This window comes from Pseudoxanthomonas dokdonensis, from assembly GCF_001431405.1.
GTDB classification, from domain to species: Bacteria; Pseudomonadota; Gammaproteobacteria; order Xanthomonadales; family Xanthomonadaceae; genus Pseudoxanthomonas_A; species Pseudoxanthomonas_A dokdonensis.
In genome coordinates this window covers 180,962-203,903 of sequence record NZ_LDJL01000007.1, presented here as the reverse complement: position 1 = coordinate 203,903, position 22,942 = coordinate 180,962, and the positions used below count along the sequence as shown (strand labels likewise).

The 22,942-nt window shown below is 64.7% G+C and carries 22 protein-coding genes; 12 read left to right on the top strand and 10 right to left on the bottom strand.

The features are described from left to right. Nucleotides 1–507 precede the first annotated feature (507 nt). From ABB29_RS07605 to ABB29_RS07590, 4 genes are all read left to right on the top strand, one after another. Nucleotides 508–1,797 carry a sensor histidine kinase gene (locus ABB29_RS07605; protein WP_057658138.1) on the top strand — a complete coding sequence of 430 codons (1,290 nt, stop codon included), beginning with the start codon at nucleotides 508–510 and terminating at the stop codon, nucleotides 1,795–1,797. After that, complete coding sequence (locus ABB29_RS07600; protein WP_057658018.1) at nucleotides 1,790–2,560, top strand: LytR/AlgR family response regulator transcription factor; 771 nt, start codon at nucleotides 1,790–1,792, stop codon at nucleotides 2,558–2,560. Before ABB29_RS07605 ends, ABB29_RS07600 begins: the two co-directional genes overlap by 8 nt. 48 nt (nucleotides 2,561–2,608) lie before the next feature. Further along, nucleotides 2,609–2,989, top strand: coding sequence for a hypothetical protein (locus tag ABB29_RS07595; protein WP_157062549.1), 381 nt, complete (start codon nucleotides 2,609–2,611; stop codon nucleotides 2,987–2,989). Between the two features lie 63 nt (nucleotides 2,990–3,052). Beyond that, on the top strand, nucleotides 3,053–3,271 hold the full coding sequence (locus ABB29_RS07590; protein WP_057658016.1) for a hypothetical protein: 219 nt from the start codon (nucleotides 3,053–3,055) through the stop codon (nucleotides 3,269–3,271). Between the two features lie 107 nt (nucleotides 3,272–3,378). Here the strand turns inward: ABB29_RS07590 and ABB29_RS07585 are convergent, their stop codons facing one another. The 3 genes from ABB29_RS07585 to ABB29_RS07575 all read right to left on the bottom strand — a co-directional run bounded on the left by ABB29_RS07585 (nucleotide 3,379) and on the right by ABB29_RS07575 (nucleotide 5,505). Next, nucleotides 3,379–3,708: a hypothetical protein gene (locus tag ABB29_RS07585; protein ID WP_157062548.1), complete on the bottom strand. Its 330-nt coding sequence runs from the start codon at nucleotides 3,706–3,708 to the stop codon at nucleotides 3,379–3,381. Nucleotides 3,709–3,788: 80 nt separating this feature from the next. After that, on the bottom strand, nucleotides 3,789–4,499 hold the full coding sequence (locus ABB29_RS07580) for an aspartate/glutamate racemase family protein (RefSeq protein ID WP_211260704.1): 711 nt from the start codon (nucleotides 4,497–4,499) through the stop codon (nucleotides 3,789–3,791). A 19-nt stretch (nucleotides 4,500–4,518) separates the two neighbouring features. Next, nucleotides 4,519–5,505, bottom strand: a complete 987-nt coding sequence (locus ABB29_RS07575; RefSeq protein WP_057658014.1) for a LysR family transcriptional regulator — start codon at nucleotides 5,503–5,505, stop codon at nucleotides 4,519–4,521. 206 nt (nucleotides 5,506–5,711) lie between these two features. On the opposite strand from ABB29_RS07575, the gene cobA reads away from it, so the two are divergent. Next, entirely contained in the window at nucleotides 5,712–6,893 is a 1,182-nt protein-coding gene (cobA, locus tag ABB29_RS07570; RefSeq protein ID WP_083487625.1) for a uroporphyrinogen-III C-methyltransferase, read from the top strand. A gap of 67 nt (nucleotides 6,894–6,960) precedes the next feature. Next, nucleotides 6,961–7,920 (top strand): cysteine synthase A, encoded by a 960-nt coding sequence (cysK, locus tag ABB29_RS07565; protein WP_057658013.1) that lies wholly within the window; start codon nucleotides 6,961–6,963, stop codon nucleotides 7,918–7,920. 69 nt (nucleotides 7,921–7,989) lie between these two features. Here cysK and gloA2 read toward each other — a convergent pair whose 3' ends face one another. After that, entirely contained in the window at nucleotides 7,990–8,385 is a 396-nt protein-coding gene (gloA2, locus tag ABB29_RS07560; protein WP_057658012.1) for an SMU1112c/YaeR family gloxylase I-like metalloprotein, read from the bottom strand. A 257-nt stretch (nucleotides 8,386–8,642) separates the two neighbouring features. Here gloA2 and ABB29_RS07555 point away from each other — a divergent pair, with 257 nt between their 5' ends. Continuing rightward, nucleotides 8,643–9,920 carry a lactonase family protein gene (locus ABB29_RS07555; protein ID WP_083487623.1) on the top strand — a complete coding sequence of 426 codons (1,278 nt, stop codon included), beginning with the start codon at nucleotides 8,643–8,645 and terminating at the stop codon, nucleotides 9,918–9,920. Between the two features lie 193 nt (nucleotides 9,921–10,113). On the opposite strand, the gene ABB29_RS07550 is transcribed toward ABB29_RS07555, so the two are convergent. Further along, nucleotides 10,114–12,450: a hypothetical protein gene (locus tag ABB29_RS07550; protein WP_157062547.1), complete on the bottom strand. Its 2,337-nt coding sequence runs from the start codon at nucleotides 12,448–12,450 to the stop codon at nucleotides 10,114–10,116. Nucleotides 12,451–12,482: 32 nt separating this feature from the next. Further along, nucleotides 12,483–13,487 (bottom strand): class I fructose-bisphosphate aldolase, encoded by a 1,005-nt coding sequence (locus ABB29_RS07545; protein WP_057658009.1) that lies wholly within the window; start codon nucleotides 13,485–13,487, stop codon nucleotides 12,483–12,485. Between the two features lie 448 nt (nucleotides 13,488–13,935). On the opposite strand from ABB29_RS07545, the gene ABB29_RS07540 reads away from it, so the two are divergent. Next, nucleotides 13,936–14,277 carry a cupin domain-containing protein gene (locus ABB29_RS07540; protein ID WP_057658008.1) on the top strand — a complete coding sequence of 114 codons (342 nt, stop codon included), beginning with the start codon at nucleotides 13,936–13,938 and terminating at the stop codon, nucleotides 14,275–14,277. Nucleotides 14,278–14,439: 162 nt separating this feature from the next. Here the strand turns inward: ABB29_RS07540 and pyk are convergent, their stop codons facing one another. The 3 genes from pyk to ABB29_RS07525 all read right to left on the bottom strand — a co-directional run bounded on the left by pyk (nucleotide 14,440) and on the right by ABB29_RS07525 (nucleotide 17,974). Then, entirely contained in the window at nucleotides 14,440–15,906 is a 1,467-nt protein-coding gene (pyk, locus tag ABB29_RS07535) for a pyruvate kinase (protein WP_057658007.1), read from the bottom strand. Nucleotides 15,907–16,157: 251 nt separating this feature from the next. After that, nucleotides 16,158–16,802, bottom strand: a complete 645-nt coding sequence (locus tag ABB29_RS07530) for an HAD hydrolase-like protein (protein WP_057658006.1) — start codon at nucleotides 16,800–16,802, stop codon at nucleotides 16,158–16,160. Then, nucleotides 16,799–17,974 carry a phosphoglycerate kinase gene (locus ABB29_RS07525; protein ID WP_057658005.1) on the bottom strand — a complete coding sequence of 392 codons (1,176 nt, stop codon included), beginning with the start codon at nucleotides 17,972–17,974 and terminating at the stop codon, nucleotides 16,799–16,801. Before ABB29_RS07525 ends, ABB29_RS07530 begins: the two co-directional genes overlap by 4 nt. Before the next feature lie 168 nt (nucleotides 17,975–18,142). Between ABB29_RS07525 and ABB29_RS07520 the strand changes: the two genes are divergently transcribed. Continuing rightward, nucleotides 18,143–19,300, top strand: a complete 1,158-nt coding sequence (locus tag ABB29_RS07520; RefSeq protein WP_083487621.1) for a cytochrome-c peroxidase — start codon at nucleotides 18,143–18,145, stop codon at nucleotides 19,298–19,300. 98 nt (nucleotides 19,301–19,398) lie between these two features. Here ABB29_RS07520 and gap read toward each other — a convergent pair whose 3' ends face one another. Next, nucleotides 19,399–20,403, bottom strand: coding sequence for a type I glyceraldehyde-3-phosphate dehydrogenase (gap, locus tag ABB29_RS07515; RefSeq protein ID WP_057658004.1), 1,005 nt, complete (start codon nucleotides 20,401–20,403; stop codon nucleotides 19,399–19,401). Between the two features lie 158 nt (nucleotides 20,404–20,561). On the opposite strand from gap, the gene ABB29_RS07510 reads away from it, so the two are divergent. The 3 genes from ABB29_RS07510 to modA all read left to right on the top strand — a co-directional run bounded on the left by ABB29_RS07510 (nucleotide 20,562) and on the right by modA (nucleotide 22,942). Continuing rightward, nucleotides 20,562–21,182 carry an OmpW/AlkL family protein gene (locus tag ABB29_RS07510; protein WP_057658003.1) on the top strand — a complete coding sequence of 207 codons (621 nt, stop codon included), beginning with the start codon at nucleotides 20,562–20,564 and terminating at the stop codon, nucleotides 21,180–21,182. A 55-nt stretch (nucleotides 21,183–21,237) separates the two neighbouring features. Continuing rightward, nucleotides 21,238–22,062 (top strand): S1/P1 nuclease, encoded by an 825-nt coding sequence (locus ABB29_RS07505; RefSeq protein ID WP_057658002.1) that lies wholly within the window; start codon nucleotides 21,238–21,240, stop codon nucleotides 22,060–22,062. A 67-nt stretch (nucleotides 22,063–22,129) separates the two neighbouring features. Next, the gene (gene modA, locus ABB29_RS07500; protein ID WP_211260703.1) at nucleotides 22,130–22,942 is read left to right on the top strand and encodes a molybdate ABC transporter substrate-binding protein; all 813 of its coding nucleotides are present in this window, start codon (nucleotides 22,130–22,132) and stop codon (nucleotides 22,940–22,942) included.

Sequence of the window (22,942 nt, the reverse complement as noted above, 5' to 3'; positions counted from 1 at the left end):
CCCGATAAACACTCGTCATCCCGATAAACGCTCGTCATCCCGATAAACACTCGTCATCCTGATAAACGCTCGTCATCCCGGTAAACGCTCGTCATCCCGATAGATACTCGTCAGCCCGATAAATACTCGTCATCCCGGCGAACGCCGGGATCCAGCCTTTGCGTAACCTCCGCAGGTCAGTCCTCCGCCCTCGAAACACCCGTCATTGCAGCCAACGCTGGGCTTTCAACTGACCATCTCCAGTCATCCAGCCCGTTGCCTGGCACCGAGACCAAGCGGCTGGATGACCCAACATCCGTCGGCTAAAAGCCCGGCGCTCGCCGGGATGACGATGGGTAGTTTTTTGCTTGTACGCTTGTTCTGGCCTTCCACAGACTCCAGCACAGCTGATTTCATCCCCGCGGAGACCGGTTTCATCGCGTCATCCGGGGTTTGGTCGCCTGCATCCACACCCTCGCCGAATGTGTCGGTATGCTGCCCGGCAATCCCTTCCTGCCGGCCCTTCCCGTGTTCGCCAGCCTGTTCCTCATACTCCGTACCCTTGCCGCCTGGGCGGCCGCGATCTTCGTCGCCGGCTTTGTCTGGAGCGGCTTCTTCTATGGGATGAACGAAGGGCCGGGCTGGTTGTTCGGCCTGCTGGCGATGCTGTTGATGGTGTCGGTACTGGTCGGTCTGGTCTCGCACCTGCGACGAGTATGGCTGCTGACCGGGCGCCTGGACCACGCCAGCCTGTCCAGCCGCCAGCGGCGCCAGATCGAAGTACCGCTGGAAGCCGGCCAGACCTTCGACCTGCTGGATGCCGCGCTGCGCGAACTGCCGCGCAGCACCGCGCTGGAGAGCGCCCGCGACAGCCTGCAGGCACGGGCACTGGTGCGCCGCCGCGACATCGCCGGTGACGCGCCACCGTCGCGCTTCAACGTGTTTGCACGACTGGCGGTCAAGCACGACCAGATCCTGGCCACGGTCAGCCCCGGTGGCAGCAGCAGCAGCGTGATGCTTATCTGCGGCCCCAACGCACCGGTGTGGACCGACCTGCTGCTGCTCGACGACGGCAGCAACCATGAAATCATTGAAGCGGTCAGCCGCGCGATCACCCGCCGGGTCGGCGAGCTGCGTCGTGGCGAGCGCGACAGCGTGCAGCAGACGGTCACCGAAAAGGAACTGACCGTTGCCAAGCTCAACATGCTGCACGCGCAGGTCGAACCGCACTTCCTGTACAACACCCTGGCCAGCGCACAGGTGCTGACCCGCACCGATCCGGCGCGCGCGGATCTGATGCTGGGACATCTGATCGACTATCTGCGGCGCTCGCTGCCGCGCAGCGTCGATGCGCAATCGACCCTGGGCGAAGAACTGGAGCGCGCGCAGGCCTATCTGGAAATCCTCAAGATCCGGATGGGCAACCGCCTGACCACCCACGTCAATGTGCCGGCCGAACTGCTGGACCTGCCGATGCCGTCGATGATGCTGCAGACACTGGTCGAGAATGCGATCAAACATGGCCTGGAACCGAAGCCCGGCGGTGGCACCATCTGGCTGCTGGCGCGGACCCACGACGACCAGGTCGCGGTGACCGTCGCCGATGACGGCATGGGTTTCAACACCCAGACCGCCGGCACCGGCATCGGCCTCAACAATGTCCGTGAGCGCTTGCGGCTGACCTATGGCCAGCGGGCTTCGTTCGCGATTGTCTCCAACTTCCCGCATGGCGTGGCCGCCACCATCAACCTGCCGCGCCAGCCCGCCGCCGCAACGACACCGCCACCGCCACCGCCGCAGGAGCAGGCCCGTGCTTGAGTGCGTGATTGCCGAAGACGAAGAACTGCTGCGCACCGCACTGGCGTCGCTGCTGCGTGACGGCTGGCCGGAGCTGCGCATCGTCGCCGAATGCGAGGACGGCGCCAGCGCGGTCGAAGCGATCGCCGGACAGCAACCGGACGTGGCGTTCCTGGACATCCGCATGCCCGGCCTGACCGGCCTGGAAGTGGCAGCCGCGGTCGCCGACATCAGCCCGCATACCCAGATCGTTTTCGTCACCGCCTACGACCAGTACGCCGTCGATGCCTTCGAGCAGGGCGCCATCGACTACCTGCTCAAGCCGATCACCCGTGAACGACTGGACGCGACCATCCGCCGCCTGCAATCGCGCGTCGCCGGTGGCAACCATCCGGATCTGTCGACCCTGGATGCGCTGGCCAAGCGACTGGCCCGGCACATGCCGGCGCCATCGCATGAGCCACTGGCATGGATCACCGCCAGCACCGGCAAGGAAACCCGGCTGATACCGGTCGAGGATGTGGCCTACTTCCGCGCCGACAACAAGTACACCGCGGTGCTGACCGCCGAAGGCGAAGCGCTGCTGCGCACGCCGCTGCGCGAGCTGCTGCAGTCACTGGACGGCAACGTGTTCAAGCAGATCCATCGTTCCACCATCGTCAATCTCAAGGCCATCGCCGGCATCACCCGCGATGACAGCGGCAAGGGCGTGGTCCGGCTGCGCAACCGCCCGGAAACCCTGACCGTCAGCCAGGCCTTCATGAGTCTGTTCCGCGGCATGTAAACCTTTTTTGCCCCTGCCGCATCCAACTCTGCACTACAAGGAATCGTCATGCGTGTGCTCACGACTTTATTTACTTCCGCACTGACCACGTTGCTGGCGCTGGCCGGGTGCGATGAAAGCAAGGTCACCAGCATCTCGCGGTCCAGCGCCAACGGCATCGATCTGCTGTACAGCAAGGTCACCCTGGCCAGCGACGGTGGCAACTTCGAGTGCCTGGCCAGTGCCAGCGGCCAGTGCCATTACGCGGTATTCGCCCGCCAATGCGATCACCCGCTGCGGAAAGTGCTGGGACAGAAATGTCCGCTGGTACGCCAACAGCAGTTTTCGGTCGCCGCCGGCAAGCATTTGCGGCTGCCGCGGGTGCAGCGCGACAGCCAGGTCTGCGTGCAACGCAAGCCAATACGCGCGGCGCAACCGTGTGCCACCTGAGCGGCCGTGCACGTCATCGACATCGCCGCTGATTCCAATGTCCGAATTGCGAGGAGTAGCCTGATGAAAACCCTGAGCGTACTGCTGATCTGGTGCCTGCTGTTTGTGCTGTGCTGGCCACTGGCGCTGCTGGCGTTGTTGTTGTGGCCGCTGGTATGGCTGCTGTCGTTGCCATTCCGGCTGGTCGGCGTCACCTTTTCGGCGCTGTTCGCCTTGCTGGCGGCGGTGCTGATGTTGCCTGCGCGGCTGCTGGGCGGCGCGGCGCACCCGGCCAGAGCCTGAGTTCCGTTCTACGCACCATCCATCTTTTGCGATCGCGTAGCGGAGCAAGCTCCGCTCTACGCACTTCCATCGTTTGCTGTCGCGCAGCGGAGCAGGCTCCGCTCTACTCAGCCTATTTCGGCACGGCCACCGCAGACCACGCAGGTGCGATAGCGCTGACCGTTGTGGTCGGTGCGTGGTCGCGACAGCAGTCCGCCACAATCACAGCGTTGCTCGATGCCCTTCAACCACCGCCACAGACGCCAGGTCGAGTAGCTGGCCAGCGCCAGGCTGATCAAAATCGCCAGCAACAACGACAGCGATGCCAGGTGCGCGGCACTGACCATGCCCATGCCATCGGCGGCCCGATCCAGGCCTTCGGCCACGACCACGCCGGATACCGCCACCAGCGCGGCCGGCGTGTACAGGCGCAGCAGAATCTTGGTAATCAACTGCATATCACGGTGCTCCCCATCGATGGGCCCATGGTAGCCGTTCGCACGCGGCAATCGTCAAGCGGCCACCACGCGTGGAGCACTCAGGCCAGCGACCAGTCGGCCGCGTGACGGGCGTGAATGAGCGTGGTGTCGTACAACGGCGCGACGGTGTCCTCCGGCCCCAGCAGCAATGACAGCTCGGTGCAGCCGAGGATGATCGCCTCGGCACCCGCATCCAGCAGCTGCCCGGCCACCGCCTGCAGCGCCGCCCGCGAGTCAGCCTTGACCACGCCGACACACAGTTCGTCGTAGATGATCCGGTGCACCGTGTCGCGGTCCTGCGCATCCGGGACGATCACCTGCAAGCCGTGGCCCTGTTCCAGGCGCTGGCGGTAGAACGCCTGCTCCATGGTGAAACGGGTACCAAGCAGACCGACCCTGCGGCGGCCATCGCCACGCAGTGCCAGCGCGGTGGCGTCAGCGACATGCAGCAGCGGGATGTCGATCGCGGCCTCGATGGCATCGGCCACCTTGTGCATGGTGTTGGTGCAGACCACGATCGACTGGGCGCCGGCCAGTTGCAACGAGCGCGCGGCCTCGGCCAGCAGATGCCCGGCGGCGACCCAGTCGCCCCGTTGCTGCAATTGTTCGATGTCATGGAAATCTACGCTGTACAGCAGCAGCCGTGCCGAATGCAGGCCACCCAGGCGGTCGGCCACGGTCTGGTTGATGATGCGGTAGTACGGCAGCGTCGACTGCCAGCTCATCCCGCCGATCAGCCCGAGCGTCTTCAACTTCGTATTCGTCTCCATCCTTGTCCCTGCTATCGGCTCAACTGGTAATGGTCTGGGTCAGGGTTTCCCACGTTGGCGGCGATGGCCAGTCGGCCTGCTGGTTGCCCTCAAGCACCCGCCGCAGGTCACGACGATCAATCTGCGGCGCCAGCACGTGGACCAGTTCCAGCGCGTAGTCGCGCAGCACCCGTTCGCGTGGCAACACGGCCCAGGCAATGCATTCGCGCACTTCCACCGGTGCCGGCCAGGCGCGCAGATCGACATCGTTGGCGTTGACCGCCATTTCCGCCAGCAGGCCGACGCCCATGCCGGTGCGTACATAGGTCTTGATCAAGTCCGCATCCAGCGCGGTCAGGGCGATGGTCGCCTCCAGCCCGGCGCCGGCAAAGGCGCGTTGCAGGGATGATTCGGGCCGGGTCGAGGATTCGTAGCTGATCAGTGGCAGCCCGACCAGATCCTCCAGTTTCGGCCGCTCGCCGTTGGCGCGGTCAAGTGGATGGCCGCGCTGCACCAGCACCAGCCGCCGCCAGCGGTACAGCGGTACCGCAATGCCGGCCTGCGGGGCATCACCGGCGGTGCTGATGATGGCGATGTCGGCGTCGCCGGCACTCAGCAGGTCCAGGGCCTGGCTTTCGGCGGCGTGCTGCAGGTGCACGCTGACCTGCGGATAGGCCTGCTTGATACGGGCGATGGCCGGCGGCAGCACGAAGCGCGCCTGGGTATGGGTGGTCGCCAGCACCAGTTGGCCCTGGCTCTCGCGGCGCTGGTTGGCAGCGTAGGTACGGATGTTGTTGGCCTGCGCCAGCACCGCGCGGGCGCGCTGGATGACTTCCTCGCCGGCCGGGGTGATCGCTTCCAGGCTGCGGCCCTTGCGCATGAACAACAGGAAGCCGAGCTCGTCCTCCAGCTGCTTGAGCTGTTTCGACAGGCCGGGCTGGGTCGCGTGGACGCGCGCCGCGGCCAGAGTGATGTTGAGCTCGGCGTCGGCGATGGCCACCAGATAGCGCAGCTGGATCAGGGTCATGGCAACTCGGTTGTTGGAGACGGCGACAGCCCGGAGCCCGGCCGGCGGGCGGCGCGCAATGCGGGTCAAGACTGTAGAACAATCCGCCAGACGTTAGCTGCCTGCGCTTATAACTACAAGGCATATGCCTTGTGCGGCAAATCATTTCCGCCGGCTGTGGGCGGGCGCTACGGTCAGCATCCCTTTGCTGCCGGTCATCGCCTGCCGTGGACACCCCGCCATTCGCTCTGTTCGCCCATCTGGACCAGCGTCCGGTGCTGGTGGTCGGTGGTGGCGCGCTGGCCGAACGCAAGGTCGATGCACTGCTGCAGGCCGGTGCCCTGCCCCGGCTGGTCGCCGAACAGCTGACGCCGTATCTGCAGCAGTTGCTGCAGCAGGGATTGATTGCGTGGACAGCCCGCCGGTTCCAGCCCGAGGCACTGGAGGGAACCTGGCTGGCGGTGCTCGCCAGCGACGACCCCAGGCTGGTCCGCGAGGTCACCACTGCCGCCACCGAGCGACGCATCCTGACCGATGCCGTCGACCCCGCGCGACAGCCGCCGCGGTCGCCGGCCGCTGATGCCCAGCATGGCAGCGGGGCTGGCCGCGTGACCCTGGTCGGCGCCGGCTCCGGTGATCCCGGCCTGCTGACCCTGGCTGCCTTGCGCACGTTGCAGCAGGCCGACGTGGTCCTGCACGACCGCCTGGTCAGCGAGGCGGTGCTGCAACTGGTGCCGCGCCATGTCCGCCGCATCGAAGTCGGCAAATCGGCCGGCCAGCACAGCATGTCGCAGCAGGCGATCCACGCACTGATGCTGCAGCACGCCCGTGATGGCGCGCGCGTGGTCCGGCTGAAGGGCGGCGACGCCTTCGTGTTTGGCCGTGGCGGCGAAGAACTCGAGTTCCTGCGCCAGCATGGCATTGCCTTCGATGTGGTCCCCGGCATCACTGCCGCGCTGGCCTGCGCCGCCTACGCCGGGATTCCGCTGACCCATCGCGACCACGCCCAGTCGGTACGACTGGTCACCGCCCACTGCAAGGACTCGCTGGACACGCTCGACTGGCAGGCGCTGGCGCAGGAGCGGCAGACCCTGGCGGTATACATGGGGGTGGCCGGGCTGGAGGACTTCCGCACCCGCATGCTCGATGCCGGCCGCGCCGCGGCGACCCCGTTCGCGCTGGTCGAAAACGGCTCGCGACCGGAGCAGCGCGTGATCACCGGCACCCTGGCCGATCTGCCCGGCACAGCACGTGCCTACCAAGTGAAGTCCCCGGCCCTGCTGCTGCTGGGAGAGGTGACCGCGCTGGCCGAATCCCTGCACTGGTTCGGTAGCCCGCCGTTGCGCGCGGCCGATCTGGCGCAACCTTCTGGCAACGTCGACGCGAGCATACTGTCGCGGGCGGCGTGATCGTTGCTGATGGCGCTCGACCGCCTTCAGGCCGACTTCCTCACCCTATGGTTTTCCGGAGAACTGCATGGCCATCTACGACAACATCCTGGACACCATCGGCCGCACGCCGGTGGTCAAGCTCGCCCGCATCGCGCCGGCCCACGTCAGCGTCTATGCCAAGGTTGAATCCTTCAACCCGGGCGGTTCGGTCAAGGACCGGCTGGCGTTGGCGATCATCCTCGATGCCGAAGCCAAGGGGTTGCTGAAACCCGGCGACACCATCATCGAGGCGACCTCCGGCAACACCGGCATCGCCCTGGCGATGGTCGCCGCCGCACGCGGCTACAGGTTCGTCGCCACCATGACCGAAACCTTCTCGGTCGAGCGCCGCAAGCTGATGCGCGCCTACGGTGCCAAGGTCATCCTGACCCCGGCCGCCGAGCGCGGCAGCGGCATGGTCCGCAAGGCCGAGGAACTGGCGAAGAAGCACGGCTGGTTCCTCGCCAGCCAGTTCACCAACCCGGCCAACCCGGCCTATCACCGGCAGACCACCGCGGCCGAAATCCTGCGCGACTTCGCCGGGCTGCGACTGGATTACTTCGTTTCCGGCTGGGGCACCGGCGGCACCATGACCGGCGTCGGCGAAGTCCTCAAGGTGGCACGACCGGAGGTGCGGATCATTGCTTCCGAGCCTGCCGCCGCGGCGCTGTTGTCCGGTGCCGAATGGAAACCGCACAAGATCCAGGGCTGGACCCCGGACTTCGTGCCGGAGGTGCTCAACCGCGACGTGGCACAGCAGATCCTGCCGATCAGCGACGACGAGGCGATTGCGACCGCACGCCGGTTGGCGGCGGAAGAAGGCATCTTCGTCGGCATTTCCTCCGGCGCCACCGTCGCCGCGGCCCTGCAGGTCGCGGCCAGTGCCGACGAGGGCTCGGTGCTGCTGGCGATGCTGCCGGATACCGGCGAGCGCTATTTCTCCACGCCGCTGTTCGAGGGCGTCAACGAAGGCTCCGACGAAGACTGGCTGGCATCACTGGGCTGACCGGCCAGACGGTCTTGTACGTGCAGGAAAAGGCGGCCACCGGCCGCCTTTTTCCATTCGGCTGCCGGATCAGATCGGGCGTCGCTCGTACAACTCCAGCGGCAGGCCATCCGGATCGGCAAAGAAGGTGAACCTGGCGCCGGTATATTCATCCACCCGCAACGGCTCGCAGACCACCCCGGCTGCCTGCAGTGCCTGCACCGCCGCGTCCAGATCCTCGACCGCGAAACTCAGGTGACGCAGGCCACAGGCTTCCGGGCGCGAGGGCCGTGGCGGTGGCGAGGGAAACGAAAACAACTCGATCTGGCTGCCATCGGGCAGCTGCAGATCCAGCTTCCACGAGTCGCGCTCGGCACGATGGTGTTCGGCGATGATCTTCAGGCCCAGCACCTGCGTGTAGAAGTGCCGCGAGCGCGGGTAGTCCGCGGCGATGATGGCGACGTGATGGATGCCCTGCAGTCTCATTCGCGCACAATGCCATTGTTTGCCGCCGGGCGAAACATCCGCGCAAGGCAACGGCATGATGCTGCAGTTCACTACGGTTTTCGCGCCTTGCAGCTGTTCGCTTGATCTGCCGGCGGCGGAACATCACGACCTCATATGTCACGCAAGTCAGTCTTTAAGGTTTTTCCACGTATTCGTCTGTTCCCGTGCTTTTTGATCCCGCAGACTCATGAGTCCGGCTCGCCCCATGGCGCGAGCGTCAACACCGGGAATCAAACATGAACAGAACAGGTTTACTCGGCATCCTGATGGCCGTCGCGATGGCCGCATGCAGCGCCGACCCAGGTACGTCGAACACATCTTCCGATCCGGCGGAACAGGCCAGCGCGCCAACGCTGCTCAATTCGCACGTCTACGTGAGTTCGAACGAGGTCAACAATCACGTCATCCATTTCGCCCGGCGCAGTGACGGCAGCCTGGTCGAGGTCGAGAAAATCGCCACCGGCGGCGCGGGCACTGGCGAATTCAAGCCACTCAGCGGCCAGGCTTCGGCACCCGACACGCTGGCCAGCGCGGGTGCAATCACCATGAGTCGCGACTGGCGGCAGTTGTTCATCGTCAATGCCGGTGACAACAGTGTCAGCAGTTTCAGCGTCGCCGACGACGGCAAGCTGACCCAGATCGACCGGCAGCCGACCGGCGAATCCGGCAGGCCCAGCTCGCTGAGCTACGACGATCACAGCAACACGTTGTATGTGCTGCACACCTTTGGCCCCAATCACATCCGCTCATTCAAGGTCGACGCCGGCAAGCTCGTCAACACCGGCATCAGCACCACGGTCAACACCGGGCAACTGCAACGCCGCGTTCCGGTCCAGATCACGGTTTCGCCCGATGGTCGCTTCGTCCTGGTCAACGTGCTGTACAACGACTTCTCGCCGCCGGGCACGACCCCGAAGGTGCGGGTATCGGCCAACGAAGACAACACCAACGGGCTGATGGTGTTCCCGATTGCCGATGACGGCACCTTGGGCACACCGGTGATCAACGACGCCGGCGGCGCCGAACCGTTCGCGCTGGTGTTCCTCAATGGCAGCAGCGATACCTTCGTCAACACCCTGGCCAAGAGCGACGGTGTGGTGCTCGGCAAGCTGCATGCCGACGGCACGGTCAACGTCTCCAAGCTGGCCAGCGCCACCCTCGACACCACCGAAGCACCGGCCGACGTCTGCTGGATATCGCTGAGCCCGGACAACAAGTTTGCCTACGCGACCAATTTCGTCCGTGGTGACCTGACCAGCTATCGGATCGACGGCGACAGCATCGCAGGCGCGCGCGATGGCCTTGGCAAGGTCGAGGGCGACGGCACCTTCATCGCCGACGGCAAGGTTTCCAGTGGCCCGGTCGACTCCTGGGCCAGCAAGGATGGTTATCTGTACCAGATGTATCCGAATGCCAGCAAACTGGTCGCCTATCGGATGAACGGTGAAGAGCTGGAAGCCGTCGACAGCGTCAGCATTCCGTACAACGGCAGCATTGGCATCACCGGTTACTAGCTCGACCGCGCAACCGCAACCTGAATCAAACCAGCGGCGGGCATGATGCCCGCCGCTTTGTTTTTGTAGCGGCCGTCAGCGCTGTTTGTCATCTGCTACTTACGCCGGCATGAGCCGCGTGTCGGGCCTGGTCCAGGCCCGGTTTTTGCGATGACACGCTGTCCGCCTGCCGCAGGCCTGCTCGCCGCGGTCATCAGTGTTCAGCTGTCGGCAACTGCAGGTCGCGGTGGACCGTCGATGCATCCACCCGCAGGTACTCGATGGTATCCACCGGACCCCAGAAGCGTAGCCGCTCTTCATTCTCTTCTTCAGATGGGCCCGGAAGTTCAGCCAATCGTTGCCCCTGGGCATCGCGGGCCACCAGCATCTCCTGTTCGCGTGCGCGATCCACATCGGCCTTGCAGGCAGCGGCAACGCCTACGTAACCGTTACCGAGATCCTGGAAGCAACTACCACGATGCAGCTGCTCGACGGCCGGCTCGATCCGCTCCGGACAGTTTGCCCGGGCGGTTACCGGTTGATCACCCAAGGCGAACCGACTGATGGACCAGCCAACCCAATCCTCGTGGTCGGGTGACCAGAAAATATCTTCACGGCTGCGTTTGTCCCATCCAACCGCAGGCACGTTCGCCAACGACGATGCGCCCACTTCGCAGAACCTGACGGCAACATCCTGCAGATCCCCATGCAGCGGTATCCGCACCCCACTATCGGTTTTATCGACCAGCGTGCCGAAAGCATCCAACAGCGCCTGCCCGGATACTGTTGATGACGGCAAACCTGTCGGCTCAGCGGCAAGGCGGACGCCTATCAGCGCGCCGCCGTCCAGCATGTCCTTGCCGTTGCGGAAGGTCCATGTCGTCGGCCGCCACCTCAGCGTGTAACGCCGCAGCTCGACCGCACCAACGGGTTCCGCGGTCAGTACCCGGTAGCGCCAGTCATGCTCTTGCGAGGAGTAAAGTGGCCATCGCATGTTTTCCGATTCCGGACGCAGCAGCTTATCGTCATATTCAATGACTCCGTGTCGGACAGGAAGGCCCCGCTTGTCCATCGGCGCAATGACCCAGAGCTCGGCACCAGTCGGTTCGGGCTGCCTCAACTCCACCCAGTGCGTCGACCAGTCCAGAACGGGTGACGATGATCCGGCCTGTTTTCCATTGGCAACCACGGTCCGGTCCTGCAATACGTACTCGCCCAGTTCCAGCTCCAGTGTTATTGCAGCCAGCCCTTCCAGTGCCGCGGCCGGCAGCGCCGGTGGCAAGCGGAACGGGAATTCCTCGTCGCGCTCTTTCAATTCCCACTCCGCGGCGGCCATGTTTTCGAACAGGCGATTGGCGACCGTCTTGACACCCGGCAGCTGCTCACCGTTCGCATCCAGCAAACGGGCCCGCTTCAAACGCATGCGGAGCATTTTTGGCCACTCGCCCGGCAAGGACACATCGTATTGCCCGCCCAGCCTGATCTCCGGGCGCGGAGTGCCTCCTGTTCCATCAAGCGCAAAGACCAGGCCATTGCGGAAGCGCTCCAACTCGGCTTCCGAACGCTGTGGAAGTATCAACTCCCGTTCCAGGTTGCCGTCCAGATCCTTGAGCTCGTCCGTCGGCACCACTTCGCCACGGAATTCAGGTGACGCTGCCAGCTCATGCAGGTTATTGACATAACGTTTCCAGGTTTCCGCATCCTGCTGGACCGCGTTCAGCGTCTTCGCATGATGTTGGCTGATGACCCGCATCCGCAGTTGCATCGGCTCGCTATGGCCTGGCACCAGCCCGTCGGGCAATGACATCTGCAACCACGCCTCCACCGGCATGCCGGAATCCCGCCGCAGAATCTGATAGCCGGCCAGTGAAGTCCCCTCGGACGCGGTTGCCTGCATTTCAAGTTCCACCTGTTCGGCGCCGACCGCCATGACCTGCATCGTCCAGGCCAGTTCGCCTATCCCCGGCACCTGCTGCTTCTCGTGCAGGCGCTGACCGACGTGCAGGCGTCGTGGAAGCACGAATGGACGCAAGCCGACCGCATCACCAATACGGGCCAGTGCATCACGCACACCTGGCCGGTGTCTGGCCACCGCTTCCAGCGCCTGCGGGTCGGCAGCGCCCACCGACACCACGCGACCCTTGCCATCGACCCGGGTCTCGATGCCACTGGCCAGGAACGCCGCGACCGCTGCATCGTCCGCATACCTGGCATCCAGTTTGTAGGAACTACCGTGCTGACCGGCGCCGGCATCCAGCTCGAACCAGACCGTACTTGCACGCATGCGGCTGCCTTTACCGTCGGCTTCCAGTGTCACCGGCATCAGCATCTGCTGGGTGATCAGTGCGGGCCCGTCCACCGGACCGACTTCCTGACGGACAAAGTAGGTATCGTCATGGCTGGCAGCTGCGGCGGTGCCGGTCAATGCCGGCAGAGCCAGCCCGAACGAAAGAAAGTAGACCGCCAAGCGGCGGAATCGGATGCGTTCCATACGCACGGCTCCTTGTAGTAATAAAAAAAACACCGGCACGTAGCCGGTGTTGTCGCCCATGGGCACTCGACGTCAGCCGCCGGGTGCGACCATCAGCCTTCCCACTTGCCCAGTGCGGCCAGGCCATTGGCCTTGGCGCGTTCGTAGACGGTGGACTGGGCCTTGGCGAAGTTGCCCTTCAGATCCTTCGACCACAGCGCCAGTGCCGCCGACTGCATGGCGCGGCCATACGAGAACGACAGCGGCCACGGCAGGTTGCCGATGCGGTTCATGGCGTCGAGATGGGCGGTGGCATCGTCGTCGCTCTGGCCACCGGACAGGAACACCACGCCCGGCAGGATCGCCGGCACCGTGCTCTTCAGGCACATGATGGTGGACTCGGCGACTTCCTCGATGCTGGCCTGCTCTTCGCAGTCCTTGCCGGGCACGACCATCGAGGCCTTGAGGATGGTGCCTTCCAGCAGGATGTTCTGCTCGTACAGTGCGCCGAACAGCGAACGCAGCGTGGCTTCGGTGACTTCGTAGCAGGTCTGGATGTCGTGGTCGCCATCCATCAGCACTTCCGGCTCGACCATCGGCACCAGGCCGCATTCCTGGCACAACGCGGCATAACGGGCCAGCGCGTGGGCATTGGCTTCGATGGCGGTACCGGACGGGATGTCCTCGCCGATGTTGATCACCGCGCGCCACTTGGCGAAGCGTGCGCCCAGCTTGTAGTACTCCTTGAGCCGGTCGCGCAGGCCATCCAGGCCTTCGGTGACCACTTCGCCCGGGCAGCCGGCCAGCGGGTGGGTGCCCTTGTCGACCTTGATCCCCGGGATGATGCCGTTGTCGGCCATGTACTTGGCGAACGGCACCCCGTCGCGAGTCGACTGGCGGATGGTTTCGTCATACAGGATGGCGCCGGAGATGTAGTCGCTCAGCCTGGGCGTGGTCAGCAGCAGCTCGCGGTAGGCACGGCGGTTTTCCTCGGTGTTCTCGATGCCGACGCCGGCGAAGCGCTTGGCGATGGTGGCGGTGGACTCGTCAATCGCGATGATGCCCTTGCCCGCGGCGACCATCGCCTGGGCGGTTTCGGCAAGCTGTTCGATGCTCATGGGGTTTCCTGGATGGCTGAGGGAAGAAAAGATACCAATTGTAGCCCAGTTCACAGCGGGCACGACATGGGTGACAGCAACGATGCCTGCCTATTATGGGACGCGATGCCGCCAGCGGGGGCCGGCGCTGAAGATCGGTCCGCCACCGCGCCCGGCATCGATGACCCGTCAATCCGGCGATTGCGGCCACTGCCCGGGCGCCGTGCCAATTGTGACCTGACTAAGTAATGCAGCCGGAGCATTCCCCGTCCGTATCGGCATGGCCATACTTGGGCCGCGCTTTCAGCGCCGGTCCGCCACGCCAGCCATGCTGACGCCGGTGGGCAAGCCATCCAGCAGCCCGACCCGGCGGGTCGGCCTGTCCAGGTTGGCACAGGTCCATGGGTAGCGGATCCGCCCGGGCCGCCGCCGTGCGCGGCACATGCCCCAGCCATTCAAGGAGCCAGTAATGACGCAGAAAACCTACAAGAAGTACCAGCTCAACGAACACATCACGATGCAGGTCATCTCCTATACCGAGCAACTGATGATCGCCAAGTTCTGGTTCACCGGACCCGGCTTCCCGACCACCCATCATCATCCGAACGAGGAAACCGACGTGATCGTTTCCGGCCGTTTCGAAGCGGTCAACGGCGAGCATCGCCATCTCATGTATCCGGGCGATGCGACCCAGGTGGCGGCCAACGTCGAGCACAACACCATCTGCCTGAGCCCGACCGGCGAGATGATTTCCAGCTGGACCCCGGCACGCCAGGACCTTATCGAAAAGTACACCGAACTGGCTGACTGAGTCGGGCCGGGACGTGGGTGATGCCGCGGTTGGATGACTGCGGCCCACCATCGCAACCGGCGCTCACTGGCGGCCAGCACTGTCGCCGGCGCTGGCCGGCTTCAAGCGCGTGGCCCTGCGGCTCGCCTGCTTACACAGCGCGCTTGATTAGAGTGCGCTTTATTAGAGCTCGCCCAGGCCCTCGGCGTTGCCGTCGGAGTCGATCTGCAGCAGGCGCATGGTGTTGGTGGCGCCGTGCTTCTCCATGTGGTCACCGCTGGTGAAGATCACCCGGTCACCGGGCTCCATCAGGTTGCGATCACGCAGGCAGCGCAGCGACTCCCGCGCGGCCTCGCGCGGCGCCAGGCCACGGGTGTCGAACGCAATCGGGAATACATCGCGCATCATCGCCATCTTGCGGCGCGCACCGTCGTGACGCGAAAACGCATAAATCGGCGCGTTGGCACGGAACCGCGACAGATAGCGGGCAGTGCCACCGGATTCGGTCATCGCCACGATCGCACGCACGCCGATATGCTCGCTGAGGAACATCGCCGCCATCGCGATGGCCTGGTCGGCACGGGACAGGTTGCGCGGCGCTTTCTCGAAATCGGTGTCCATCTCGAACTGCTTTTCCGCGCCCAGGCAGATCCGGGCCATCGCCTCGACCGCCTTGACCGGATAGGCACCGGCAGCGGTTTCGGCCGACAGCATGACCGCGTCGGTACCATCGATGACCGCATTGGCCACGTCCAGCACTTCAGCGCGGGTCGGGATCGGGCTTTCGACCATTGACTGCAGCATCTGGGTGGCGGTGATCACCACCCGGTTGCGGGCCAGTGACTCGCGGATGATCTTCTTCTGCAGGCCGGGCAATTCGGCATCGCCGATTTCCACGCCCAGATCGCCGCGCGCCACCATCACCACGTCGCTGGCATCGACGATCTCGGCCAGGTTCTCGATTGCTTCGGTACGCTCGATCTTCGATACCAGTGCCGCATCGCAGCCGTGTCCGCGGGCGATCCGGCGCGCTTCATTCATGTCCTCGGCATTGCGGCAGAACGACACCGCGATGAAGTCGACGCCAATCTGGGCGACGATGCCGATCAGTTCCTTGTCGCGCTCGGTCAGCGCGCCCAGCGACAGCCCGCCGCCCTGCTTGTTGAGGCCCTTGCGATCCGACAGCGCGCCATCGTTGAGCACGGTGTTGATGATGCGATCGCCTTCGACCTTTTCGACCTGCAACTGCATCAGTCCATCATCCAGCAACAACACGTCGCCGGGCTGCACGTCGCCGGGCAGGCCGAGATAGCTGACGCCAACCTGGGCAGTATCACCGGGCGGCGCATCGGCGCTGGCCACCAGATCAAAACGATCACCGGCCTTCAGCTGTACCTTGCCAGCGGCAAACTTCTCGATGCGGATCTTGGGACCCGGCAGATCGGCAAGAATGCCGACTTCGGCGCCGACACGGGCGGCGGCGGCGCGCACCGCCGCGGCACGCTTGGCCTGGCCGGACGGATCGCCGTGGGAGAAGTTCAGCCGGACCACGTTGACGCCAGCACGGAACAGATTGTCGAGCACGCCGGGCGGGTCGGTGGCCGGTCCGAGGGTGGCGAGGATCTTGGTGCGGCGTTGGCGTTCGGTCATGGCAGGGTCCTTCTAAACCAGCAACGCTATCACACCGTTTTGACGCTGCAACGTGCGTTGCACGCATGCGTCCGCCGGTCACTCCGGCTGTCCCGGGACAAGACTTCGGAAGTGCGGAAAACCCCTGTAAAACAGCGGTTTTCCGCCTCATCCGCAACCATTGGCGAGTGGTATTTTTTTGGTCTGAGAAAGCACGCGCCGCTGCTGCGTCTGCACATGGATTGCGCAAAATGTCAGCCGGCCGATGGCGTTCAGGCGGCGATGATGGATGGCAGTTGTTGCGGTGTCTGCGCCAGCTGCATGGCACCGGCATCGCGCAGTTCCTGCTCGCCGCCGAAGCCCCACAGCACGCCGATGTTGCGCATGCGGTGGTGGCGCGCGCCCTCGATATCCATCCGCCGGTCACCGATCATCCAGCACTGTTCCGCCGCCAGTGACAATCGCTGCAACGCTTCGCTGATCAACTCCGGCTTGTGGCTGCGACTGCCATCGGCGGTCGCCCCGATGACATCTTCAAAGCATTCGCCGAATGGCAGATGGCTGACGATCCTGCGCGCATGCGGTTCGTTCTTGGCGGTCACCACCGCCAACCGGTGGCCGGCATCATGCAGCGCGCGCACGCAGACCTCGATGCCTGGATAGATCTCGTGTTCGGCCCAGCCATGGCTTTCGAAACGATTCCGGTAATGCTCGACCGCGCGCACGACTTTTTCCTCGTCCTGCAGCAACGGCGCGAAGCTGGTCCGCAGTGGTGGCCCGATCCAGCCCAGCAGCACCTGCTGTTCCGGTACCGGCTCGCCCAGTTGGGTCAACGCATGGGCGACGCAACGGGTGATGCCGGTGGCCGAATCGATCAACGTCCCGTCCAGATCGAAGAACACCACATCGGTGCTCACTTGCCGCGTGCCTCCAGCGCCGCCACCGCCGGCAGGGTCTTGCCTTCCAGGAATTCCAGGAACGCACCGCCACCGGTGGAGATGTAGCTGACCTCATCGGCGATGCCGTATTTGTCGACCGCGGCCAGGGTGTCGCCGCCACCGGCGATGGAGAACGCAGGCGAGTCGGCGATGGCCCGCGCCAGGGTTTCGGTGCCCTGGCCGAAGGCATCGAACTCGAACACGCCGACCGGTCCATTCCAGACCACGGTCCCCGCCGCCTTGATCATCGCCGCATAGCGCGCGGCCGTGTCCGGACCGATATCGAGAATCAGATCGTCGTCGGCCACCGCATCGACCGGCTTGACGCTGGCCGGCGAATCGGCCTTGAACTCGCTGGCGACAACCACGTCGGTCGGCACCGGGATGTCGGCGCCCCGTGCCTTGGCATCGGCATCAATCTTGTTCGCGGTATCGATGAGGTCGGCTTCATAAAGAGATTTGCCGACGCCGTGGCCCTGCGCGGCGATGAAGGTGTTGGCGATGCCACCGCCGACAATCAACTGGTCGACCTTGCCGACCAGGTTGGACAGCAGTTCGAGCTTGGTCGAGACCTTGCTGCCGGCGACGATCGCCAGCAGCGGACGCGCCGGCTTGTCCAGCGCCTTGGCCAGCGCGTCCAGTTCAGCCATCAGCAGCGGACCACCGGCGGCGACCGGGGCGAAGCGGATCACGCCGTGGGTCGATGCCTGGGCGCGGTGCGCGGTGCCGAAGGCATCCATCACGAACACGTCGCACAGGGCGGCGTACTTCTTCGCCAACGTCTCGTCGTCCTTGCCCTCGCCCGGATTCATCCGGCAGTTTTCCAGCAGCACGATCTGGCCCGGCTGCACCTCGACGCCGTCGACCCAATCCTTGATCAGCGGCACCTCGACGCCCAGCAGCTGCGACAGGCGCGTCGCCACCGGTGCCAGTGATTCCTGCTGCGACCAGACGCCTTCCTTCGGCCGCCCCAGGTGCGAGGTGACCATCACCGCGGCACCTTTCTCCAACGCCAGCCGCAACGTCGGCAGCGACGCGCTGATGCGCTGCTCGGAGGTGATCCGGCCATCATCGATCGGCACGTTCAGATCCTGGCGGATCAACACACGCTTGCCAGTGAGGTCGAGATCGGTCATGCGGACGATGGACATCGGGTTTCCTTTGAGAAAAATAGGGAGCAGCCGCGACCACGCCAACCATGGCTGATGGCTGGCGATCCGGCCCGCTCCGATTCTAAATGTAAAATGCTTTCGCGAAAGCATGCTGTTAGGGTCGGTGAGGCAAGGGAGTCCGGTTTCTCCTGCCCCACGGGACATGTCATGGACACGACAGGCGCATCAGTACGCTTTTCCCATTCCACCAGCATCCCGCAGCGCGGCGCGGCACAAGCGGCGTGCAATGCAACCCTGCTCTGCGTCAGCCGCCACCTGTTCGTCCACCGCCGATGGCCGATCGCCGCTGTCCTGCTGGCAGCGCTGGCGACGACACCGGCATGCAAACGCGAGCAGGCCGGCGCCGCGGCGGTGGTCGAACCGACGCCAGCGGCGAGCAGCGAACTGGTCAAGCCGCTGCCACCGGCTGATTTCGATGTCGCCAGGGCCGAACTCGGCAAACAGCTGTTCCACGACACCCGGCTGTCCGGCGACGCCACGTTATCGTGCGCCAGCTGCCATTCACTGGATCACGGCGGCGCCGAACCACGCGTCACTTCGATCGGCATCAACGGCCAGATCGGGCCGATCAATTCGCCCACCGTGCTCAATGCCCGCCACAACTTCGTCCAGTTCTGGGACGGACGGGCCGCGGATCTGCTGGAACAGGCCGCCGGGCCAGTGCTCAATCCGGTGGAAATGGGCGGCGACTGGTCGGTGATCGTGCCGCGCCTGCAACAGGATGCCGACTACCCGGCGGCGTTCGCCGCGCTGTACCCGGATGGCATCACCCAGGCCAATACCCTGGACGCGATTGTCGAATACGAAAAATCGCTGGTGACGCCATCGCGATTCGATGATTACCTCAATGGCGACGCGACCGCGCTGTCGCCAGTCGAAATCGAGGGCTACCAGACCTTCAAGAGCGTTGGCTGCACCACCTGCCACCAGGGCATCAACGTCGGCGGAACCCAGTATCAGCGGATGGGCGTGTATCACGACTATTTTGCCGACCGCGGCAACCTCACCGATGCCGATCTGGGACGATTCAACGTTACCGGCGAAGAGCAGCACCGGCATGTGTTCAAGGTGCCGACCCTGCGCAACATCGCATTGACCGCCCCCTATCTGCACGACGGTTCGCAGGACAGTCTGGCCAGCACCGTGCAGCTGATGGGCAAATACCAGCTGGATCGCGAGTTGACCGACGCCCAGGTGACATCAATCGTCGCCTTCCTGCACGCCTTGACCGGCGAACTGCCGGCCTCGGCGCGACCGGCGCAGGCGATGGATGCCGGCGGCGACAATCCGCCTGCCGCGCCCTGACCAGTGCTCGCCTGGTTCAAACTTCCGGCGCTGCCAATCAGGCGATAGAAAAGGCGCCCTGCGGGGCGCCTTTTCGTTTGCTGCGGACTTTGGCCTGCTTACTTGCCGGCCACGACCTTGACCATTTCCAGGCACTTGTTGGAATAACCCCATTCGTTGTCATACCAGCTGACCAGCTTGACGAAGGTGCCGTCGAGGGCGATGCCGGCTTCGGCGTCGAACACCGAGGTGCAGGTCTCGCCGCGGAAATCGGTTGCCACCACCTTGTCTTCGGTATAGCCCAGGATGCCTTTCAGCGCGCCCTGGCTCTGCGCCTTCATTTCCGCGCAGATCTCGGCATAGCTGGCGTCTTTTTCCAGCTCGACGGTCAGGTCGACCACCGACACGTCGCTGGTCGGCACCCGGAACGCCATGCCGGTCAGCTTCTTGTTCAATTCCGGAATCACCACGCCGACCGCCTTGGCCGCGCCGGTGCTGGAGGGAATGATGTTTTCGAGGATGCCGCGACCACCGCGCCAGTCCTTGTTGGAAGGACCATCAACGGTCTTCTGGGTGGCGGTGGCGGCGTGCACGGTGGTCATCAGGCCGCGCTTGATGCCCCACTTGTCATTGACCACCTTGGCAATCGGTGCCAGGCAGTTGGTGGTGCACGATGCGTTGGAAACAATCGCTTCACCGTTGTAGGTCTTGTGGTTGACGCCATAGACGAACATCGGCGTGTCGTCCTTGGACGGGGCCGACAGGATGACCTTCCTGGCGCCGGCATCCAGATGCTTCTGCGCGGTGTCCTTGGTCAGGAACAGGCCGGTCGATTCGATCACCACCTCGGCGCCGACCTCGTCCCACTTCAGGTTGGCCGGGTCGCGCTCCTGGGTCAGGCGGATCTTCTTGCCGTTGACGACCAGGGTGTTGCCCTCGACTTTCACGTCGCCCTTGAAACGGCCATGCACGGAGTCGTAGTTGAGCATGTAGGCCAGGTAGTCGGGCTCCAGCAGATCATTGATGGCGACGATTTCGATGTCGTTGCCGAAATTCTGCACGGCGGAGCGCAACACATTGCGGCCAATGCGGCCGAAGCCATTGATACCAACCTTGATCGACATTTCAGCGGACTCCTGCGGCCACGCCCGGCGGCCGGTTAGCGGGTTAGGGGCGCTCATTCTAACAGGGCCCCGCCGCGGCGGCCGGATTGATCCGGATCAAGGCGCGGCCATCGCTCCGGACCGATGATCGCGGCTTGTCTCCCCCATTGGAATCGCTGATGAAAAGCACCCTGCTCCTGTCCACATTCGTCCTCGCCGCCTGTGCCGCCGCACCCGCCATGGCCCAGTCCAAGGGCGACTGGACCCTGGGCGTGGGCATCCACGCGGTCAACCCCGATGCCGACAGCGGCAAGCTGGTCAACGGCACCCTGCCGGTCAACATCGAAAGCTCGGTACGCCCGACCTTCACCGGCGAGTACTTCATCGCCGACCACCTGGGCATCGAACTGCTGGCCTCGACCCCGTTCAAGCACACCATCAATGCCGGCGGACTTGGCCGGATCGGGACCGCCAAGCAGCTGCCGCCGACGCTCAGCCTGCAATACCACTTCAATGATTTGGGCCGGTTCTCGCCCTTCGTCGGCGTCGGCCTCAACTACACCACCTTCTTCGACGAGGACGCCGCCGGCCCGCTCGACGGCCAGAAGCTGAAGCTGGGCGATTCCTGGGGCGCGGCGGCGCACGTCGGCGTCGATATCGCGGTCAACGACAACAGCGCCTTCCGCATCGATGCGCGCTGGATCGACATCGACACCGACGTCAAGCTTGACGGCCAGAACATCGGTACCGCCCACGTCGACCCGACGGTTTACGGCGTCGCTTATGTGATCACGTTCTGAAGCCACGCCCCGGGCGTCATGCCGCGGTTGGATCAGGTCGGTTAAAGTGGCCGGCATGAATCCGACCGCTTTTGTTACTGTTTACCGGCGCGCCCTGCTAGCGGGCGCGCTGTTGGCAGCCTCCGCGCCAGCACTGGCCTGGGGCCCGACCGGCCACCGGCTGGTGGCCGAGCTGGCTGAGTCACGGCTCACGCCCGCGGCCCAGGCCCAGGTCCATTCGCTGCTGGCCGGCGAAGCCGAGCCGAGCCTGGCCGGCATCGCCAACTGGGCCGACAATCTGCGCGATACCAACGCCGAACTGTTCAAACAGACCTCGCACTGGCATTACGTCAATATCGCCGAGAACGGTTGTCACTATCCGCCCAGGCCCGAAGACCCCCATGGCGACGTGGTCAAGGCGCTGCGCGCGCAGACTGCATTGCTGGCCGACCGCTCGCTCCCGCGCGAGCAGCGCCTGCAGGCGCTGAAGTTCGTCGTCCATTTTGCCGGCGACATCCATCAGCCGCTGCATGCCGGCTATCTGTCCGACAAGGGCGGCAACACCTTCCAGATCAACTACCGCGACAAGGGCAGCAACCTGCACAGCCTGTGGGACAGCGGAATGTTGAACAGCACCGGCCTGCGCGAATCGCAATGGCTGACGCGGCTGCAGGCGTTGCCGGCGCAACCTTCCGCGCCCGGCCGCCTGCCTGCCGACACCGCCGTGCAGTGGGCCGAGCACTCATGCTCGCTGGTCGTGCAGCCGGGGTTCTATCCGGCCAGACCCGGCGTCCTGCCACAAACCTATGTCGACCAGCATCTGTCCCTGATGGAGCAGCAACTGCAAGCCGGAGGCCAACACCTGGCGGCGCTGTTGAACCAGAGCCTGGGTGAGCCCTGACAGACTGGACCTGCCGACACGTAACCGCCTGCGACCACCACTTTTCCGTCACCGCCAGGGAACCGCGATGAACCATCAGCACCGTCGACCTCGACACGCCACCGCCGCACGTTGGGCGATGCTGCTGATGGCCTTGCTGTTGTCCGTACAGGCAGGCGCCCAGAGTCGCCAGACCAGGCCACCGCTGACCGTGTTCGCCGCCGCCAGCCTGAAGGAATCGATGGATGAAGTGGCGATCGCCTATCAAGCCGCTACCGGCACCCCGCTGCGGGTTTCGTATGCGGGCAGCTCCGCGTTGGCGCGGCAGATTGAACAGGGTGCGCCGGCCGATGTGTTCTTCTCGGCGGATCTGGCCTGGATGGATTACCTGCAACAACGCGGCAAGGTCAGCGCCGGCGACCGCCATGAGCTGCTTGGCAACCAGCTGGTGCTGGTTGCGCCTGCCTCGCGGCCGCTGCAGGTCGATCCGGCGTTGTCTGGCTCAATCGCCGCGGCGCTGGGCCGGCAACGGCTGGCGGTCGGCCTGACCCGCAGCGTGCCGGCCGGCAAGTACGCACGCCAGGCATTGCAGTCCACGGGTCAATGGGACAGCGTCAGGCATCAGCTGGCCGAGGCGGAAAACGTGCGCGCCGCGCTGATGCTGGTCGCGCGTGGCGAAGTACCACTGGGCATCGTCTATGCCTCCGATGCCAAGGCCCAGCCCGAGGTCAGTATCGCCGGCACCTTCGCTGCCGACAGCCACGCGCCGATCATCTACCCGGTGGCTGCGCTGCAGGGGCCGCGCCAGGACGCGGCGCGACAACTGGTCGCCTGGCTGCGCTCAGCGCAGGCGCAGGCGATTTTCCTGCGCCGCGGCTTCGACGTGCTGGAGCAGCCGTGA

Coding starts and splice junctions, on each gene's coding strand:
- ABB29_RS07540 (WP_057658008.1), top strand. CDS start 13,936: ATGACGCAGAAAACCTACAAGAAGTACCAGCTCAACGAACACATCACG.
- gap (WP_057658004.1), bottom strand. CDS start 20,403: ATGTCGATCAAGGTTGGTATCAATGGCTTCGGCCGCATTGGCCGCAAT.
- ABB29_RS07510 (WP_057658003.1), top strand. CDS start 20,562: ATGAAAAGCACCCTGCTCCTGTCCACATTCGTCCTCGCCGCCTGTGCC.
- ABB29_RS07575 (WP_057658014.1), bottom strand. CDS start 5,505: ATGACCCTGATCCAGCTGCGCTATCTGGTGGCCATCGCCGACGCCGAG.
- ABB29_RS07505 (WP_057658002.1), top strand. CDS start 21,238: ATGAATCCGACCGCTTTTGTTACTGTTTACCGGCGCGCCCTGCTAGCG.
- ABB29_RS07580 (WP_211260704.1), bottom strand. CDS start 4,499: ATGGAGACGAATACGAAGTTGAAGACGCTCGGGCTGATCGGCGGGATG.
- ABB29_RS07555 (WP_083487623.1), top strand. CDS start 8,643: ATGAACAGAACAGGTTTACTCGGCATCCTGATGGCCGTCGCGATGGCC.
- cysK (WP_057658013.1), top strand. CDS start 6,961: ATGGCCATCTACGACAACATCCTGGACACCATCGGCCGCACGCCGGTG.
- ABB29_RS07545 (WP_057658009.1), bottom strand. CDS start 13,487: ATGAGCATCGAACAGCTTGCCGAAACCGCCCAGGCGATGGTCGCCGCG.
- ABB29_RS07520 (WP_083487621.1), top strand. CDS start 18,143: ATGGACACGACAGGCGCATCAGTACGCTTTTCCCATTCCACCAGCATC.
- ABB29_RS07550 (WP_157062547.1), bottom strand. CDS start 12,450: ATGGGCGACAACACCGGCTACGTGCCGGTGTTTTTTTTATTACTACAA.
- ABB29_RS07590 (WP_057658016.1), top strand. CDS start 3,053: ATGAAAACCCTGAGCGTACTGCTGATCTGGTGCCTGCTGTTTGTGCTG.
- pyk (WP_057658007.1), bottom strand. CDS start 15,906: ATGACCGAACGCCAACGCCGCACCAAGATCCTCGCCACCCTCGGACCG.
- ABB29_RS07585 (WP_157062548.1), bottom strand. CDS start 3,708: ATGCAGTTGATTACCAAGATTCTGCTGCGCCTGTACACGCCGGCCGCG.
- gloA2 (WP_057658012.1), bottom strand. CDS start 8,385: ATGAGACTGCAGGGCATCCATCACGTCGCCATCATCGCCGCGGACTAC.
- modA (WP_211260703.1), top strand. CDS start 22,130: ATGAACCATCAGCACCGTCGACCTCGACACGCCACCGCCGCACGTTGG.
- ABB29_RS07525 (WP_057658005.1), bottom strand. CDS start 17,974: ATGTCCATCGTCCGCATGACCGATCTCGACCTCACTGGCAAGCGTGTG.
- ABB29_RS07595 (WP_157062549.1), top strand. CDS start 2,609: ATGCGTGTGCTCACGACTTTATTTACTTCCGCACTGACCACGTTGCTG.